General features: G+C 60.8%; 18 protein-coding genes and 1 pseudogene. 13 read left to right on the top strand and 6 right to left on the bottom strand.

Annotation, left to right across the window (positions count from 1 at the left end; genetic code table 11):
- The first annotated feature begins 64 nt into the window (after positions 1 to 64).
- The 3 genes from lepB (at position 65) to AC07OP_RS24290 (ending at position 1,530) form a co-directional block, all read left to right on the top strand.
- Positions 65 to 592 (top strand): signal peptidase I, encoded by a 528-nt coding sequence (gene lepB / locus AC07OP_RS24300; RefSeq protein WP_495103277.1) that lies wholly within the window; start codon positions 65 to 67, stop codon positions 590 to 592.
- Positions 589 to 1,005 carry a hypothetical protein gene (locus AC07OP_RS24295; protein ID WP_092490029.1) on the top strand — a complete coding sequence of 139 codons (417 nt, stop codon included), beginning with the start codon at positions 589 to 591 and terminating at the stop codon, positions 1,003 to 1,005. Before lepB ends, AC07OP_RS24295 begins: the two co-directional genes overlap by 4 nt.
- Positions 1,006 to 1,095: 90 nt before the next feature.
- Positions 1,096 to 1,530: an RDD family protein gene (locus AC07OP_RS24290; RefSeq protein WP_092490030.1), complete on the top strand. Its 435-nt coding sequence runs from the start codon at positions 1,096 to 1,098 to the stop codon at positions 1,528 to 1,530.
- A gap of 33 nt (positions 1,531 to 1,563) precedes the next feature.
- Here the strand turns inward: AC07OP_RS24290 and AC07OP_RS24285 are convergent, their stop codons facing one another.
- On the bottom strand, positions 1,564 to 1,821 hold the full coding sequence (locus AC07OP_RS24285; protein WP_145336111.1) for a hypothetical protein: 258 nt from the start codon (positions 1,819 to 1,821) through the stop codon (positions 1,564 to 1,566).
- Between the two features lie 508 nt (positions 1,822 to 2,329).
- On the opposite strand from AC07OP_RS24285, the gene AC07OP_RS24280 reads away from it, so the two are divergent.
- Positions 2,330 to 2,722 carry a DUF2846 domain-containing protein gene (locus tag AC07OP_RS24280; protein ID WP_495103278.1) on the top strand — a complete coding sequence of 131 codons (393 nt, stop codon included), beginning with the start codon at positions 2,330 to 2,332 and terminating at the stop codon, positions 2,720 to 2,722.
- Positions 2,723 to 2,934: 212 nt separating this feature from the next.
- On the top strand, positions 2,935 to 3,555 hold the full coding sequence (locus AC07OP_RS24275) for a hypothetical protein (RefSeq protein ID WP_495103276.1): 621 nt from the start codon (positions 2,935 to 2,937) through the stop codon (positions 3,553 to 3,555).
- Between the two features lie 90 nt (positions 3,556 to 3,645).
- Here AC07OP_RS24275 and AC07OP_RS24270 read toward each other — a convergent pair whose 3' ends face one another.
- Together AC07OP_RS24270 and AC07OP_RS24265 are read right to left on the bottom strand one after the other, a co-directional pair.
- Positions 3,646 to 4,233, bottom strand: coding sequence for a hypothetical protein (locus AC07OP_RS24270; RefSeq protein ID WP_408012424.1), 588 nt, complete (start codon positions 4,231 to 4,233; stop codon positions 3,646 to 3,648).
- Between the two features lie 16 nt (positions 4,234 to 4,249).
- Positions 4,250 to 4,861 carry a hypothetical protein gene (locus tag AC07OP_RS24265; RefSeq protein ID WP_408012425.1) on the bottom strand — a complete coding sequence of 204 codons (612 nt, stop codon included), beginning with the start codon at positions 4,859 to 4,861 and terminating at the stop codon, positions 4,250 to 4,252.
- A gap of 173 nt (positions 4,862 to 5,034) precedes the next feature.
- Between AC07OP_RS24265 and AC07OP_RS24260 the strand changes: the two genes are divergently transcribed.
- The 7 genes from AC07OP_RS24260 to AC07OP_RS24230 all read left to right on the top strand — a co-directional run bounded on the left by AC07OP_RS24260 (position 5,035) and on the right by AC07OP_RS24230 (position 10,447).
- Entirely contained in the window at positions 5,035 to 5,616 is a 582-nt protein-coding gene (locus AC07OP_RS24260; RefSeq protein ID WP_065926307.1) for a hypothetical protein, read from the top strand.
- Positions 5,617 to 5,655: 39 nt separating this feature from the next.
- Positions 5,656 to 6,336 (top strand): CsgG/HfaB family protein, encoded by a 681-nt coding sequence (locus tag AC07OP_RS24255; RefSeq protein ID WP_027608087.1) that lies wholly within the window; start codon positions 5,656 to 5,658, stop codon positions 6,334 to 6,336.
- Between the two features lie 29 nt (positions 6,337 to 6,365).
- Positions 6,366 to 6,728, top strand: a complete 363-nt coding sequence (locus AC07OP_RS24250) for a DUF4810 domain-containing protein (protein ID WP_495103275.1) — start codon at positions 6,366 to 6,368, stop codon at positions 6,726 to 6,728.
- Entirely contained in the window at positions 6,725 to 7,375 is a 651-nt protein-coding gene (locus tag AC07OP_RS24245) for a DUF799 domain-containing protein (RefSeq protein ID WP_027608085.1), read from the top strand. The genes AC07OP_RS24250 and AC07OP_RS24245 overlap by 4 nt, the downstream gene beginning before the upstream one ends.
- Before the next feature lie 121 nt (positions 7,376 to 7,496).
- Entirely contained in the window at positions 7,497 to 9,119 is a 1,623-nt protein-coding gene (locus AC07OP_RS24240) for a vWA domain-containing protein (RefSeq protein ID WP_495103274.1), read from the top strand.
- A 153-nt stretch (positions 9,120 to 9,272) separates the two neighbouring features.
- Positions 9,273 to 9,845 carry an RNA polymerase sigma factor gene (locus AC07OP_RS24235; protein ID WP_495103273.1) on the top strand — a complete coding sequence of 191 codons (573 nt, stop codon included), beginning with the start codon at positions 9,273 to 9,275 and terminating at the stop codon, positions 9,843 to 9,845.
- On the top strand, positions 9,842 to 10,447 hold the full coding sequence (locus AC07OP_RS24230; protein WP_495103272.1) for a hypothetical protein: 606 nt from the start codon (positions 9,842 to 9,844) through the stop codon (positions 10,445 to 10,447). The genes AC07OP_RS24235 and AC07OP_RS24230 overlap by 4 nt, the downstream gene beginning before the upstream one ends.
- 224 nt (positions 10,448 to 10,671) lie before the next feature.
- Here the strand turns inward: AC07OP_RS24230 and AC07OP_RS24225 are convergent, their stop codons facing one another.
- From AC07OP_RS24225 to AC07OP_RS24215, 3 genes and pseudogenes are all read right to left on the bottom strand, one after another.
- Positions 10,672 to 11,589 carry a DUF4880 domain-containing protein gene (locus AC07OP_RS24225; protein ID WP_115489178.1) on the bottom strand — a complete coding sequence of 306 codons (918 nt, stop codon included), beginning with the start codon at positions 11,587 to 11,589 and terminating at the stop codon, positions 10,672 to 10,674.
- A complete protein-coding gene (locus AC07OP_RS24220; protein ID WP_108574478.1) occupies positions 11,586 to 12,104 on the bottom strand; it encodes a sigma-70 family RNA polymerase sigma factor in 519 nt (172 codons plus the stop codon). The genes AC07OP_RS24225 and AC07OP_RS24220 overlap by 4 nt, the downstream gene beginning before the upstream one ends.
- Before the next feature lie 91 nt (positions 12,105 to 12,195).
- A pseudogene (locus AC07OP_RS24215) lies at positions 12,196 to 12,318 on the bottom strand (LpxA family transferase); the annotation flags it as partial.
- A gap of 139 nt (positions 12,319 to 12,457) precedes the next feature.
- Here AC07OP_RS24215 and AC07OP_RS24210 point away from each other — a divergent pair.
- Complete coding sequence (locus tag AC07OP_RS24210) at positions 12,458 to 13,588, top strand: hypothetical protein (protein ID WP_115489177.1); 1,131 nt, start codon at positions 12,458 to 12,460, stop codon at positions 13,586 to 13,588.
- The last annotated feature ends 33 nt before the right edge of the window (positions 13,589 to 13,621 follow it).

Here is a 13,621-nt window from a genome sequence, read left to right as displayed (position 1 = left end):
CGTGGAACTGTTCGCCCGCATCGCCTAGCTAAGCGCGCCGCCTATTTTTGAACAGGTGGGGTTTATGGAGCGCTTACAACGCTTCCATGCTCTGTACGTCGGCGTGGTGGTGGTCCTGGTGCTGACGCTGGACGTCTTTCGGGTGCCGTTGCTGGGCTTCAAAAACTATTACATTCCGTCGGGGTCGATGGTGCCGACGTTGTCGATTGGCGACTACATCATGTCGGACCTGCGGGCTGGCGTGCCCAAAGTGGGGGATATCGTGGTGTATCGCTGGAACGGCACCGAGGCGGTCAAACGGGTGGCGGGAATCGGTGGTGACACTCTGGCCATCGTCAATGGCGAGCTGATCCGCAACGGTGAGAACCTGGGTTTGTTTCACGCACCGGCTGAGCGCGTCAAAAAGGACTACTCCCTTGAGTTGGCGCCACTCCAGGTAGCGCCGGGGCATGTGTACCTGTTGGGCGACAACCGGGATGTCAGCAACGACAGCCGCTTTATGGGCCAGGTTGCGCTTGATGATGTGGTGGGCAAGGTCACCGGCATCTGGTTCTCGAATGAACGAGCGCGTATCGGGACGACGTTCCCATGAGCTTTTCGAGTATCGGCTGTCGGATTGCCCAGTGGCTGTGCCTGCTGCTGATGTGCGTCAGCGCCATCGCATTCATCCTGGCCTGGGCCTACCTCGATCGTGATTCGTCTTGGTTGGGCACGGCCGCGGCGGGTTTCGTCTGGGGTGGGATCGGGTTGTTGTTCGCGTGTGTGTTTGAACGGTCTCGAACCGCCGCCGCCACGCTGCGATTCATGCTGACTTGGACATCGGCGTTGCTGGTGTTTGCGGCCGGGGTGGCCTATCTGGTTGGCCTGCTGTGGGTCGGGCCGGAGCAGGACTTTATGGACGCTCAGCTAAAGGGCGCGTCGTGCGGTAAGTACACGGGCACGATTGAGAAAGGGTGGGAGCAAATCTGCGCCCGTTCACATTCAGAACCGCCACAAACGCCGTGAGGTTAGAGCCACCGCGTATGGACGCGAGCGGGCATGTACAACGTGTGCCGTCCTCGATGACATCTCTTCGACTTTTGGATAAATGACGGTATGAGCGAATCAGTATCGGCCGCAGGCACCTGGAACCTCGCCAGCCCAGGCAAGCGCCTGCTCGGCTATTTCATCGATATGGCCGTGGTGCTTTTCCTGCTGTTTTTGAACCGAAACCTGGACTATGCCTATTTCTATCTGGGCTCTGCAGGAGGCCCGGCATTGTTTGATGGCCTCCACTATGTGCTGCTGTTTTCAGCCTTCGGGTACTACCTGTTTTGCGATGCCTTGCCCAATGGCCAGAGCCTGGGCAAGCGGGTGTGCCGCACGGCCGTGGTGGGTTATCCGTACCCCATGAACTGCACGTTGTTCCAGTCGTTCCTGCGCAATGTTCCGAAGCTGCTGTTCAGTGTGCTGGACGGTCTTTTTGTACTGTTCGGCCTGCGTCGTCGCTTGGGCGATATGTTGGCCAAGACGATTGTTATCAATGCCTGAGCAGGGCGACCTGGACGGGCCGCCCGGTTTAACTCAGGACGGGTTGGCGTTCAGCCTGCGACTGATCACATCCAACAAATCACAGCCGTCGCGCAGCGGAATCGCCAGCAGATGGGCAAAGTCCTGCAGCACCACGGCATCGCTGCTGAGCTGATCGCGGAAGGCCAGGTTTTCCAGGAGTTGGGTGACGGCTTGGATGCGGTGCACGGCGGCGTCGTGGAGGACGTCGAGGGGGGCTTGGGTGTCGATGAGCAGGGCGGGGACGGTGCAGTCGTGGCCGGTCAGGGGCATGTATCGGTTCATAATTGGCACTCTGTTAAGTGGTTGAGACCACCACTCAATCGTCGCCAAACGAATGGGTGGCAGCTGTACGCAGGTTGGCGAACCGGCAACAGAGTAAACCGGCAGACCCGAAGGTCTCCCGCGCACAGCCGCCATAAAAGGCACGGCTTTGCGGGTGCAAAAACACCTGCATGAAAGCGGATTGCTTTTGCACTCTGTTGTCAGGTCGCCAAACCTGATCGCCATTTGGACGACGGCCGGACTATAAGCCCCTCACCCAAAACCGCGCAAGGCATCAGAGTAATGGCACAATGCCTCATGCAATGCCACCCACTGCCGACACACTGGCGATGCCCAGGCGCATCAAAAATCTGAATCGGCCTTCGCCAGCGTTTTCGAAACCGCCCCACCGCTACCCACAAGGAAGAAATACATGATCAAGTTGTTCTGCAAAGCCGCTGTCCTTCTGTCCCTGGCCACGCTGTTTGGCTGTTCTTCGACGCCGTCGGTAGAGAAGATGCAGGCTGACGTGGCGGGCTATGCGCTGCCCAAGGCTGCCGTGGCCGATAAAGGCCTGGTGTATGTCGTACGCCCTAGCAACGTCGGGATGCTGGTACGGTTCAACGTGTTCCTGGATGACAAGGAAGCCGACTCGGAGATGGGTTACAACCGCGGTAACCAATACATCTATTTTTTCGTGACGCCGGGCAAGCACGTGATCAGCTCCAAGGCTGAAAACTGGGCGGACATGCCAATCGACGTCAAGGCGGGTGAGGTGGTTTACCTCAAGCAGGAAGTCGAAATGGGCTTCGCCGTGGCGCGCAACAGTCTCAAAGTGCTGAGCGATCTGGAAGGCCGTTATCTGGTCAAGGATGCGTCCTTGGGCACCGTGGCAAAAGAAAGCAAGTAACTAAAAACGCTTAAGACGGCCGGGCCCGAGCTCGGCCGTTGTCGCTGTTCATCCGCCCTGCACACTTAGCTTGGTAAGGGGCTGACACGCGATTCTTCAACTCTCGTTGATTGACCACGACATAAGCCGGAGTGGCACCGTATGGACGCAAATCCCCCGCTATGCGCCTGAACTTTCCGGCCCGCAATTATTTAGACCCAAGGAAGCTGTCAATGAAACTGTATCGTCTGTTTATCTCACTCACTGCGCTGGCGACCTGCACCAGCAGCTTCGCCGCGGCGCCTGCCCTGCAAAGTTTTCTCGCCTGCGACCAGAACTCCCTGGCGGTGGTAAGCCAGGCAGGGCTCAAGGAGCGTGTTGCCCATAAGCTGGAGAACGGCAAGATCACGCTCAGCGGCGGCACAAAATCCGATATGGGCCAGCGCTGGATGTTCGACACGCCGCTGACGCTTGACGGTATGACCTTGACCGGCTTTTTCGCCGAAGACCAGGACCTGATGGGGTCGCGCATCATCAACTGGGGTTTCTACACCGAGCAGGCGCCCGACGCGCTTTACGCACAGCTGAGTAAAGTACCGGGTACGGCGTTGGAGAAAGCCAACGGTATCTACGCGCGTGCGCAGATCTGGTCGCACAAGCAATCAGCCTGGGTGCCGGAAGGCGGCGATGACAACGCGGGCAAGCTGGTCACCGATACGGCCGAACGCATCTTGATGGTCGAGCCCGCACCCGGTGACCTGGCCAAGACCAGCAATGGCATGATCACCTGCTCGGTTCAGGGCGCGGTGAGCGCAGCGATGCTCAAGACCTCTCGACCTGACCTGATCAAGTGAGCTGAGGCTGGCAACGATACCGCGGGCATGTTGAATGCCTGCGGTGTTCTCCGGTTTTTCGCGAGCAAGCTCGCTCCTACAGGGGCGGGGTTACAGCAACTTGCGCTGCACCGCTTCATCCAGCGTACTGCGCGTCAGCGCCTCGACCACTTCCCGCGTGTCCGCCTGGAACGGGATGCCCACGATCAGTACCAGGTGCATCCAGGTGCGCACTGATTCGCTCTTTTTGACGCGGCCCAGCTCCTTGCCATCCTTGTCCTTGAACACTGTCTCCAGGGTGAAGGTGTTTTTCGCTGTGCTCGGGATGATGAAGAACGTCGCGCCGGTGATGATCGCCGAGGCCATGCTGAACTGTTCGTTGTTGTGCAGCGTGGCATCGACGTAGATATCCGAGTCGACCTTGTCAGTGCTTACTCGCGAGAAACGGTTGGACTGGCGAAACGAATCGGCCACGGCCTTTTCCCACAGCGCCACCGGGGCGCCGACTGCCGCGTTGCCCGGGCCGTCGTTGACGTGGTTCTGCGCGGTGGTGTGCACGTACGCCGTGGGCTTTTGCGCCGGCGCGTTGGCGGTCGGTGGCCAGGTTTGTACGGCGGGCAATTCGTGCTGCGAATAGGACACGCAGCCAGTCAGCAGGACGGCGGCGAGTACCAGGCTGTGTTTGATCAATCCTTTCATGCATCACTCCTTGAAATTACGGTTTGGCCAGGTTGGCGGTGGCGGTGTCGAGCAGTTGCCCGACCAGTTTGGTCAGCTGTTGGCCGCCCATCGACGGTGCCCAGTATTGGCCGCTGTAAAGCCCGACGTTGTGTTCGAATTTGATCGAATCCTTGGCCTTGGCCAGTTCCTTGCCGTTGCGGTCGACGATCACCAGGTCGCCGGCCACCTCGAAGCTGTCCACGTAGATCGGGCCGTTGACCCAGATCCAGATGGTCAGCGTCAGCAGCGCGCCGGGTACGTACGCCGGGTGTGGCGCGCGATGGCCCTTGAGGGCGGTCATGTTGAATTTGAGCGTCACGTCCTGCTCGCCCAGGCGCACCGGGTACTCGGTGACCTGCTTGAAGTAACCCCCGGTACGCACATACTGAGTGATCTGGGCCGTCAGGGAGCTGCTGATGGCGGCCTTGTTGGCTTCGTTGACGTCGGCGGCGCTCACCGTCACATCGGCGATTTGTGCACTGCGCGGGCTGCTGACAGCGACCGGGTGGAGCGGGGCGGCGATGGGGCCGGTGACGGTGTAGGAAACGCAGCCGGTCATCGACAGCGCAGCGATCAGGGCCGTAGCCCGAAGCAGAGTATTAAGCACGCAATGTCCCTATAAGTGAGCAAGCCAAGTTACTGTCTCGACCCGTATCCCCATAACTTGAGGGAATGTGCGCCACCGCACGGCAACCGACGAAACACCTTGAGAACCGCTCTCAACTCCGTAAAATGCCGCGATTGTTTAAAGCACGATACTTTTCAGGGACGAATCCAGACATGCGCATGTTTGCCGTATTCCTCGTCGCCTGCCTGATGGCGGGCTGCGCCTCCAAGCCGGAGTACTACATCTCTCCGGCACCGGTCACGATTCCCAAGAACGCCACGTACTGGCTCGACACGTTTGATGTTGAGGTGGTGGGCAAGAATGAGCGCTTCCTGCCGGATGACAAGGTTCGCCAGCAACTCGGTGTCGATCTGGTCGACCGCCTGCTCAGCGCCAAGCGTTATGCATCCAGCAAGGAAAAGGCCGATTACCTGTTGGATATCAGCATCGTCTACACGCGCCATATCCCCGACTCCAAAGGCGGTCTCTCGACGTTGATCGTTGATGACAACACCATTCTGGCCGCTGTCGATTTCAGCTATCGGGTCAAGGTCAAGAAGGGCGCTGGCGAGGTCCTGCATTTTGCCAAGACGCGAAACAACCTTGTGCCTGCCGGCGTGATGGGTGAAGCGCAGAAATGGAAAACCATGGGCGGGATCATCACCAACTCCGGTAACTCGAGCGTCGAGCGTTTTTATACCGGCGTGTTGAGCCGCGACATCGTCGATGATCTGCGCGACATCCCGTCTCGCTAACGTTGCCCACTACCGATTTACCACCCCCAGGAGCACCCCGTGAACACACTGTCCAAAATCCTGCTGTCCGGCCTCACCGCCGCAGCGCTGTTGACCGTGGCCGGTTGCGCCACGGAGAGCAACCGCGCCATGCCGGTGGAACAGGTCGCCAGCGCCAACGTCGCCTATTCCGGCGTGCGTGTGCCCATCGCCGTGGGCAAGTTCGACAACCGCTCCAGCTACATGCGCGGCATCTTCTCCGACGGCGTCGACCGCCTCGGTGGCCAGGCCAAGACCATCCTGATTACCCACCTGCAGCAGACCAACCGCTTCAGCGTGCTGGACCGCGACAACATGGGCGAAATCTCCCAGGAAGCCGCGATCAAGGGCACCGCGCAGAAGCTCAAGGGCGCTGACTACGTAGTGACCGGCGACGTGACCGAATTCGGCCGCAAAGAGACCGGCGACCGCCAGTTGTTCGGCATCCTCGGCCGTGGCAAGACCCAAGTGGCCTACGCCAAGGTCGCACTGAACATCGTCAACATCAGCACTTCCGAAGTGGTGTATTCCACCCAGGGCGCCGGTGAGTACGCGCTGTCCAACCGTGAAGTGGTCGGCTTCGGCGGCACCGCCAGCTACGACTCCACCCTCAATGGCAAGGTCCTCGACCTGGCCATGCGCGAAGCCATCAACCGCCTGGTCGACGGCATCAACGCCGGCGCCTGGAACCCGCGCAACTGATCAACAGCACCTCAAGGAGCAGTACACGGATGAGCAAGGCAGTGAAGTTGGCGCTGATGCTGACAGCGATCGCGGCGGTCGCCGGGTGCCACACGGCGCCCCAGCCCCTGTATCAATGGGAAAGCTACCAGCCGCAGGTTTACGAGTACTTCAAGGGCGAGCCCAAGGAAGCGCAGGTCGAGGCGTTGGAGCGTGATCTGCAAAAGATCAACGCCAGCGGCCGCAAGGCGCCGCCGGGTTACCACGCGCACCTGGGCATGCTGTACCTGAGCGTGGGCAAGGATGACCAGATGGTGCAGGAGTTCCGCACCGAGAAGGCGCTGTTCCCCGAGTCTGCTTCGTACATGGACTTCCTGCTGAAAAACGCCAAGACCGGAGTGGCCACTAAATGAGCCTGTTGAAACTCACCGGTGCCTTGCTGGCCCTGGCTTTGCTCGGCGGTTGCGCAGCGCCCAAGACCATTGACTACACGGCGTACAAGCAGGCGCGGCCCAAGTCGATCCTGGTACTGCCGCCGATCAACGAGTCGCCGGAAGTGCAGGCCTCGTACAGCCTGGTCTCGCAAGTGACCTACCCGTTGGCCGAAGCCGGCTACTACGTGCTGCCGATTGCCCTGGTGGACGAAACCTTCCGCCAGAACGGCCTGACCACCGCCAACGATATCCAGGGCGTGCCACCGGCCAAGCTGCATGACATCTTCGGCGCGGACGCGGCGCTCTACATCACCGTCAGCGAGTACGGCACCAAGTACATGCTGATCTCCAGCGACACCGCCGTGACGGCCTCGGCCAAACTGGTGGACCTGCGCACCGGCACCACCCTGTGGACCGGTTCGGCTCGGGCCTCCAGCGAAGAAGGCAACAACAACAGCGGCGGCCTGGTGGGCATGCTGATCACCGCGGCGGTCAAGCAGGTGATCAACAGCTCCACCGATGCGGCGCACCCGATTGCCGGCATCACCAGTGCACGCCTGCTGTCGCCTGGCCAACGCGCGGGGATCCTGTACGGCCCGCGTAACCCGAAGTACGGCACGGACTGATATCCGGATTCTGAGAACACCACAGACCAACTGTGGTGTTATTTGAATCAGGGTTAACCCGAACATCCCGCACCTTGCGTCTGACCTTGTGAACGGATCATTCATTCACGAGGTTCAGCCCATGTCCCGTCCTCTGCTCTTCCCGCGTCCTGCTGCCCAAGGCTTTGCCGTCACCCTGGTGGTGGCGCTGGCCGGGTGTGGGCTGTCTTCGTCCCCTGAGTTGGCCAAACCGGCCGAGCCCGTTGCCGAGCTGCAACGCGCGTCGCCCCAGGGCGCCTTGGTCAAGCGCATGGCAATGCCCGCGCCAATGCGCATGCAGGAATCAGCGGCGATGGATTACCGCAGCGAACCCCGCGAGCAATACGCCAACCTGCCGGACAACCCGGTGCATCGCGTGGCCGAGACGCCGGTGTCCACCTTCAGTGTGGATGTCGACACAGGCAGCTACGCCAACGTGAGACGCTTCCTCAACCAAGGCAGCCTGCCGCCCGAAGGCGCTGTGCGACTGGAGGAAATGGTCAACTACTTCCCCTACAACTACGCCTTGCCCACTGACGGTTCACCGTTTGGCGTGACCACCGAAGTCGCCGCCACGCCGTGGAACCCGCATACCCAACTGTTGCGCATCGGCCTCAAGGCGTCCGACCGCGCTGTGGCGGACCTGGCGCCGGCCAACCTGGTGTTCCTGGTGGATGTGTCCGGCTCCATGGATCGCCGCGAAGGCTTGCCGCTGGTGCAAAGCACCCTGAAATTGCTCGTGGACCAGTTGCGTGATCAGGACCGCGTTGCCTTGGTGGTCTACGCCGGTGAGTCCCGCGTAGTGCTCAAGCCCACATCGGGGCGCGACAAGGCCAGGATCCGCAATGCCATCGATCAACTCACCGCCGGCGGGTCCACGGCAGGCGCATCCGGTATCGAACTGGCCTACCAGATGGCCCGCGAAGGCTTTATCGACAAGGGCATCAACCGCATCCTGCTGGCCACCGACGGTGACTTCAATGTGGGCGTCAGTGACTTCGACAGCCTCAAGCAAATGGCCGTCGAGCAGCGTAAAAGCGGGGTGTCCCTGACCACCCTCGGCTTCGGTGTGGATAACTACAACGAACACCTGATGGAACAACTGGCGGATGCCGGCGATGGCAATTACGCCTATATCGACAACCTGCGCGAAGCCCGCAAGGTGCTGGTGGACCAGCTCAGTTCAACCCTGGCGGTGGTCGCGCGGGATGTGAAAGTGCAGGTGGAATTCAACCCGGCACAGGTCAGCGAGTATCGACTGCTGGGCTATGAAAATCGCGCCCTCAAGCGTGAGGATTTCAACAACGACAAAGTCGATGCCGGTGAGATCGGCGCAGGGCATACCGTGACCGCGCTGTATGAAATTGTGCCGAAGGGCCAGAAGGGCTGGTTGGAGCCATTGCGCTACGCCACTGCGCTTGCGGCCGGAGGTAAATCCGATGAACTGGCGATGCTGCGCGTGCGCTACAAGCCCGCCACGGGCGGTGACAGCCGCTTGATCGAACGGCCCATCCGCCACGAAACCACCCAGGCCAGCGACGACCTGCGCTTCTCGGCGGCGGTGGCCGCCTTCGCCCAACAGCTCAAGGGCGATGGCCGCTACACTGGCAGCATGAGTTTGAAGGACACCGCCGCACTGGCCCGCTCGGCCCGGGGCGATGACCCGTTCGGCCTGCGCAACGAGTTCGTGCAACTGGTGGAACTGGCCCAAAGCCTGAAACCTTGATCTCAAACAGGACACTGATCAAATGTGGGAGGGGGCTTGCCCCCGATGGCAGTGGGCCAGTCAATACATCTGTTACTGATACACCGCTATCGGGAGCAAGCCCCCTCCCACACTTGAACAGCGTTAAATTTATAAAAGGAGTTCGCCCCCTGCATGGCTGTTCCAGATGACCCACCCAGCGACGAATCGCTGCTGGCCCGTTACCGCACCGGTGACGCCGCCGCGTTCGAAGCCTTGTACGCGCGGCATCGCCAAGGCCTCTACCGCTTCCTCGTGTCCCTGAGCAACAAGGCCGAACTGGCCGAGGAAATCTACCAGGACACCTGGCTCAGCCTGATCCGCAGCAGCACCCAGCCACAAGGCCGGGCGAGTTTTCGTACATGGCTGTTCCAGATCGCCCGCAACCGCCTGATAGACCACTGGCGCAAGCACGGCATCCACAACCCGCTGCACGACAGCTACGATGAGCAACTGCACGCCCAGGCCGACGACAGCGCCGGCCCCGAGCAACAGCTGAGCCTGAGCCGCGACCAGGCGCGCCTCGACGCCGCCCTGCAAGGCTTGCCCGAAGACCAGCGCGAAGTCTTCCTGCTGCGCCTGCACGGCGACCTCGACGTGCCGCAAATCGCCGCCCTCACCCAAGCCCCGCTGGAAACCGTCAAAAGCCGCCTGCGTTACGCCCAGCAGAAACTGCGCCGCCTGCTGGCCGAGGAGATACTTGCATGACCGACTCCCGACATACGCCCGACACCGACGACGTGCTGCTCCAGCATTACCGTCAACACAGCACCGGCGAGCCGCCCGCGTCCCTCGACGCCTTCATCCTCAACACCGCCCGCCGCGAAGCCCCGGCACCGCAACCGAGCCTGTGGCAACGCTGGCTGCACGCCTGCCAACGCCCGCGCTGGCAAATGGCATTCGCCACCGTGGCCGGCTTGGCGCTGATGATCGGCGTGGTCACGCGCTCGCCCGTGCCGCAACCTGAAATCTCCACGGCGACCTTCTCCGCCATACACGAGGAAACCGCCCGCCCGGCACCGCAAGCGTTGTCCGCACCGGCGCCGATGGCGCGCATCGCCGCCGCGCCCAAGGCTGAACGTGCGCCGGTTCAGGCTGAGATGGCAGGTGCGTTGGCAGATGAATCGAGCGCCAGACTCAGCAAGCGCGCACCGTCAGCGTTGCCGTCGCTGGAACAAGAGTTACAGGCGATCGTGCGCTTGCGTGAAGCGGGTGAAAGCAAAGCCGCGGATGAAAAATTGCTGGCGTTGCACGCGCGCTTCCCCGAGGAAGACCTGCCCGCACGGCTGGAGGCGCTGCGCAAGCACTGACCAAGAAAGAATGGGCCACCGGTAATCTGTGGTGAGCGGGCTTGCCCCGCGCTGGGCTGCGAAGCAGACCCAAAACCAGGCGCTGCGGTTTACCTGACAGAACACAGGGAGCCTGATTGGGGCTGCTGCGCAGCCCAGCGCGGGGCAAGCCCGCTCACCACAGCAAGCCCGCTCACCACAATAAGCCTGCTCACCACAACAAGCAGGCAGGCCATAAAACCGCATTACGCCGCCTTGCGCAGGCTCACCCAATAACGGGTTCGAGCTTGCACCTCCAGCCCCAGGGTCGAGGCTAGCAAGTTGAGGATGCGGTCGGTGTCATCCAGGCGAAAACTGCCGGTCACACGCAGCGTTTCCAGGCTGGGATCCCAGCGCAATACGCCCGGACGATAGCGTTCCAGCTCGCGCAGAAAATCCCCCAGCAACTGGTTCTGTGCGGTCAACACGCCATCGCGCCAGCCTAATTGCAGCACATCGAAGGGCACTGAGGCGCCAAGCCCGGCGGCTTTCAACGGCGCTTGCTGCCCCCCCTGCAATGTCGCCAGGTTTGCGCGCAAATCACGCACCTGCACCGTGCCCTTGAGCACCGACACCAGGCAGCCGGAAGGCAGTTGCCGCACGCACACCTCGGCCTGGCTGACGAGCAATTGGCCGTAGCGGGTTTGCACCGTCATCGCCGCCGTGCCCGGAACGTTCAGCGCCAGCTCACCGTCGACCAGGGTGATGCGCCGTTGTGCCAGGTCCACGTCTACGGCTGTAGCGGTATTGAGTTGCAGGCTGCCCCCCTCGGCCAACGGCAGGCGTTTGCGTTCGCCGGTAGCGGTGTGCAAATCGGCACGCCAGGCGTCGATGGGCAACTGGCGGCTGATCAGCCAGGCCGCCGGCACCAGCGCCGCCACCCCCAGGGCGCGCTTGAGCACGGCACGTCGCCCCGGTTGCGGGCGGTCGAGGCTGGCCATGGCGAGCGCCTGGGGCAAATCGCTGAAACACTGGCGCAGGGTTTGGGCTCTTTGCCAGGTCTGTTCATGCTGGGGATGGCTGTCGCGCCAGTGCTGCAAGGCGGCGTGATCGCGCTCGGTCGCCGCGCCGGATTCGAGCAGCGCCAGCCACTGGGCGGCGGCGCGCGCGACGTCGCGGCTCACAGCTCCACCAGCAAACAATGCTCGTAGGCCTGGGCCATGTAACGCTTCACCGTACGTTCGGACACGTCAAGGCGCTCGGCAATCTCGCGGTAACCCAGGCCCTCCAGCTGGCTCCATAGAAATGCACGGCGCACCAGCACGGGCAAGCCGTCGAGCAATTCATCCAGGGCTTGCAGGGTTTCCAGCACCAGCCAGCGCTGTTCGGGCGACGGCACACAGGTGTCGGGCAAGCTGGCCAGGGCATTCAGATACGCCTGTTCGAGGCTGCGGCGCTGATGAAAATTCACCAGCAGGCGCTTGCCCACCGTTACCAGGTACGCCCGGGGTTCCTGCATCTGTGCAATCGGCTGCGCACTGGCAAGCACTCGCAGGAACGTATCCTGGCTCAGGTCGGCCGCATCCCAGGCATTGCCCAAGCGCCGCCGCAGCCAGCTTTCCAGCCAACTGCGATGGTCACGGTACAAGCTCGATAGCGTCAGTTCAGGAGCGTGCGTGGGGACAACAGCATCATTCATGGCAACAACCTGCACGGCGCGATTGAGTCTCAAATGAGATTCATTCTATTTAATATCGTGCCGGGACACCATGATCTTTTCAACTTCGCGTTTATACCGACGCCTCGGCATCAAACACCCGCCCACGCCCCACGACACTGCCAGGCGCCAGCACCGCATCAGCGCCGATCCGGCATTGATCCCCCAGCAACGCGCCAAACGGGTCGCAGCCGCTCGGTGAGTCGAATCAAGGTCGAGCCCTTAAGTGGTCAGAGACATTCAAGAAACCGGCATCGCCATGGCTCATTGCCCGGTACATCTGACAAGATACCCGGCATTGGATGTTACTGCCTTGATGACAGGAGTTGCCCCGCATGACCGTCGCATCGTTGATGTTTGCTACAAGCTTCCCTATTGCCTTCACAGACCACTTGGTCAGTAACGAGAAGGGATCGCCAACCCCGCCTGTTACCCCCGTTAGTGGCTTGGAAACCCGCATAGGCTCCACTGGGGATATTCCTGTAGGCCTGGGCCTGAAGCTCTGGGAGTCGCCGGCGAACATCTACCTGATGTATGCCGGAAATATCGAAGATGCTCGAAAAATCCTTGATATGGTCGAACTGGCTATCCAGCAAGAGGACTACTCTCGGGATATCAACCAGAGAATCAAATGTGCAATCAAACAAGCGGGCTTGGCCGCCAGCTTTATCATTGTTTACTTGAGCCGACGCAGGCGCGTCAGTTTTTGCGCCAGCGAACAGGCCAAGCACTACCTGGGGAGCCACTTTCGCCGCGTAGTCATGATTGGCAGCGGCAAGGAGCCACTGGTACGCATGATCAACAAGGTCTCTGGTTACTTGAAAAGCCCGCTGCCAAGCATCAAAAAGGCCCCTCTCGAGCACATAGTTAGAGCAATCAACAATGCGCTCTCGGTGGTTGCGCAATCCACGCGCGATTACATGAACGGCGATAGATCCTTGTTTGCTGCCCACTCAACTGGCGGAGTTTTTACGATTTCCTACTTCCTCGGCCTCTATTGGCTCGATGAACAACCGCCGGCCTACCTGGAAAACAGCCTGTGCCAGATATTCACCGAATGTGAAGGTGAACAGGTTTACCTCACTCGCTTGATCATCACGCGTCGCCAGCACAAATCCCAGCATATGGATGTGTATGTCTTCGAAGGCAAGCACCCCCTGGTATTAGGCGAAAAAGTGCTGGAACTCCCGCTGCAACAGTTCAGCCACACACAAATCGCAAATTTTCGCAGGCATTCCTCCATCGGCCCGATGAGTGCGCTCTCCGAAGACTTTCCCCTCTTCCAAGTCATTACCTATGCGACTGCGCAAGTAACCGGTGGACGGCTGGAGACTCAAAATGTCGATTTCAACGGGGAATTGGCAATAACGCTGAGCAATGGCAAAAACACCCTCAGATTGGAGCAGCACCGCGACATCGTGGCGAAACTCTGGAAAAGATGCGGTAAACATGATGACCTTGGCTGAGCTCATGCATCAGGCCTTTCAGGCCCTCGCCTC

Source organism: Pseudomonas sp. GW821-FHT09D08 (genome assembly GCF_059416305.1).
This window is presented reverse-complemented; position numbering and strand designations above follow the sequence as displayed.